General features: G+C 65.3%; 1 protein-coding gene. It reads left to right on the forward strand.

Annotation, left to right across the window (positions count from 1 at the left end; all coding sequences use genetic code 11):
- The first annotated feature begins 283 nt into the window (after nucleotides 1-283).
- Complete coding sequence (locus tag ON45_RS12905) at nucleotides 284-1,675, forward strand: LCP family protein (RefSeq protein ID WP_158412398.1); 1,392 nt, start codon at nucleotides 284-286, stop codon at nucleotides 1,673-1,675.
- Nucleotides 1,676-1,715 lie beyond the last annotated feature (40 nt).

Here is a 1,715-nt window from a genome sequence, read left to right on the forward strand (position 1 = left end):
CCGCCCCGCCCCGCCCCGCCAGCCCTGCCCCGGAAATTTCGAGTCATCGAGACCTCAGGTGTCCCGATTACTCGAGATTTCACCGACCGGGCCGAGCACGATGGAAGATTTCGAGTGATCGAGACCTCAGGCGTCCCGATCGCTCGAAATTCATCCGGGATCGACCAGAGGATCGGGCGGGACGGAGCGCGCTGGGAGGTGTGCGACATCGCAGCCCGCGTGACAGATGGATCGCGGGGAGCGCGCGACGGCGCGGGTCGTGGCTGGATATCGTCACGTCGTCATGGCAGCGGAGACGACCAGCAGCGACCGCGATGGTCTCCGTCGTACGTGGCCGCAGCGGCTGTTGATCGCGAGCGTCGCGTTCGCGGCGTTCGCCAGCCTCGTCGCAGCCGGGCTGGTGTTCGTCGCCCAACAGCAGCTCGAGGACCGCCAGATCGTCAGCCTCGACACGCCGCCCGGCGCGCCGACAGAAAATGCCTCCATCGAGAGTGACGACGATCGCGAGCTCGTCGAACCCGACCCGGAGACCGGTGAATCGGCGGCTCCGGTCGAGACGTTCCCCCAGGCCGAACCCGGAACGAAGAACATCCTCATCACCGGCGCCGACAACAATGCCTGCCTCGATCCGAACTCTCGATTCGCCGCGGCCTTCGGCGATCGGCAGGGTTCCGGTGAGCGCAGCGACACCATCATGATGTGGCGCGTCAACGCCGCCACCGGTCAGGTCGCGGTGCTGTCGTTCCCACGCGATCTGTGGGTCCAGATCGACGGCCGGTCCAGCAAGGGTCGGATCAACGAGGCGTACCAGCGCGACAACCCGCAACGCCTGATCAACACGATCTGGCAGAACTTCGGAATCGAAACCGATCACTTCGTGCAGGTCGACTTCTGTGCGTTCAAGGAGCTGGTCGATGCCGTCGACGGCGTCGGGGTCCCGTTCGACACACCGGTACGCGACGGAGCCACCGGACTCGTGGTGGAACAGACCGGCTGCTTCACGTTCACCGGCGAGCACGCGCTCGCCTACGTCCGCTCACGCAAGATGGAGTACCTGACGCCCGAGGGCATCTGGGAACGGGACGGAACGTCCGACCTCGGCCGCATCTCCCGCCAGCAGGACTTCATCCGCCGCGTGGGCGACGAGCTGATCTCGAACGCGTTCTCCCCCGACGTCGTTCGTTCCCTGCTCGACGTGAGCAAGGAGTACATCGTCACCGACGACGAGTTGACGATCGACCGGATCCTCGAACTCGCCGGGGTCCTCCAGAACACCGATCCGGCGGAGATCACGACGTATCAGATCGAGGCGACGAACCAGACGATCCAGGGCAACGCCGTACTCGTGCCCAACGTGGACAGCCAGAACATGATCGACGTGATCAGGTTGTTCCGCGGTGAGGTGTCGCTGGCGGAACGACCCGAGCAGGACCTCGACCTCGCAGGCGGGACGATTGCGCCTCGCGCTCCCGAGACCACCGTTCCGGTGATCGATCCGGACACGACGACCACCACCGTCCCCGACGACGATTCGGATGACGATGGTGACGAGTCGGAGACGGACTCGACCGAGACCGGGGAAACGACGCCCGAGACGTCCACGACCGTCGGCATCGTCGAGACCGAGGACATCGTCTACGGAATCGTCCCCGACGCCACCGAATCCTGCTCCTGACCCGGAACCATCCGGACCATCCGGTGTCAGACACCCGATG

The organism is Ilumatobacter nonamiensis YM16-303, from assembly GCF_000350145.1.
GTDB lineage: Bacteria > Actinomycetota > Acidimicrobiia > Acidimicrobiales > Ilumatobacteraceae > Ilumatobacter_A > Ilumatobacter_A nonamiensis.

What these genes read in the sequence shown, in the direction of transcription:
- ON45_RS12905 (WP_158412398.1), top strand. Translation starts at nt 284, where the DNA reads ATGGCAGCGGAGACGACCAGCAGCGACCGCGATGGTCTCCGTCGTACG.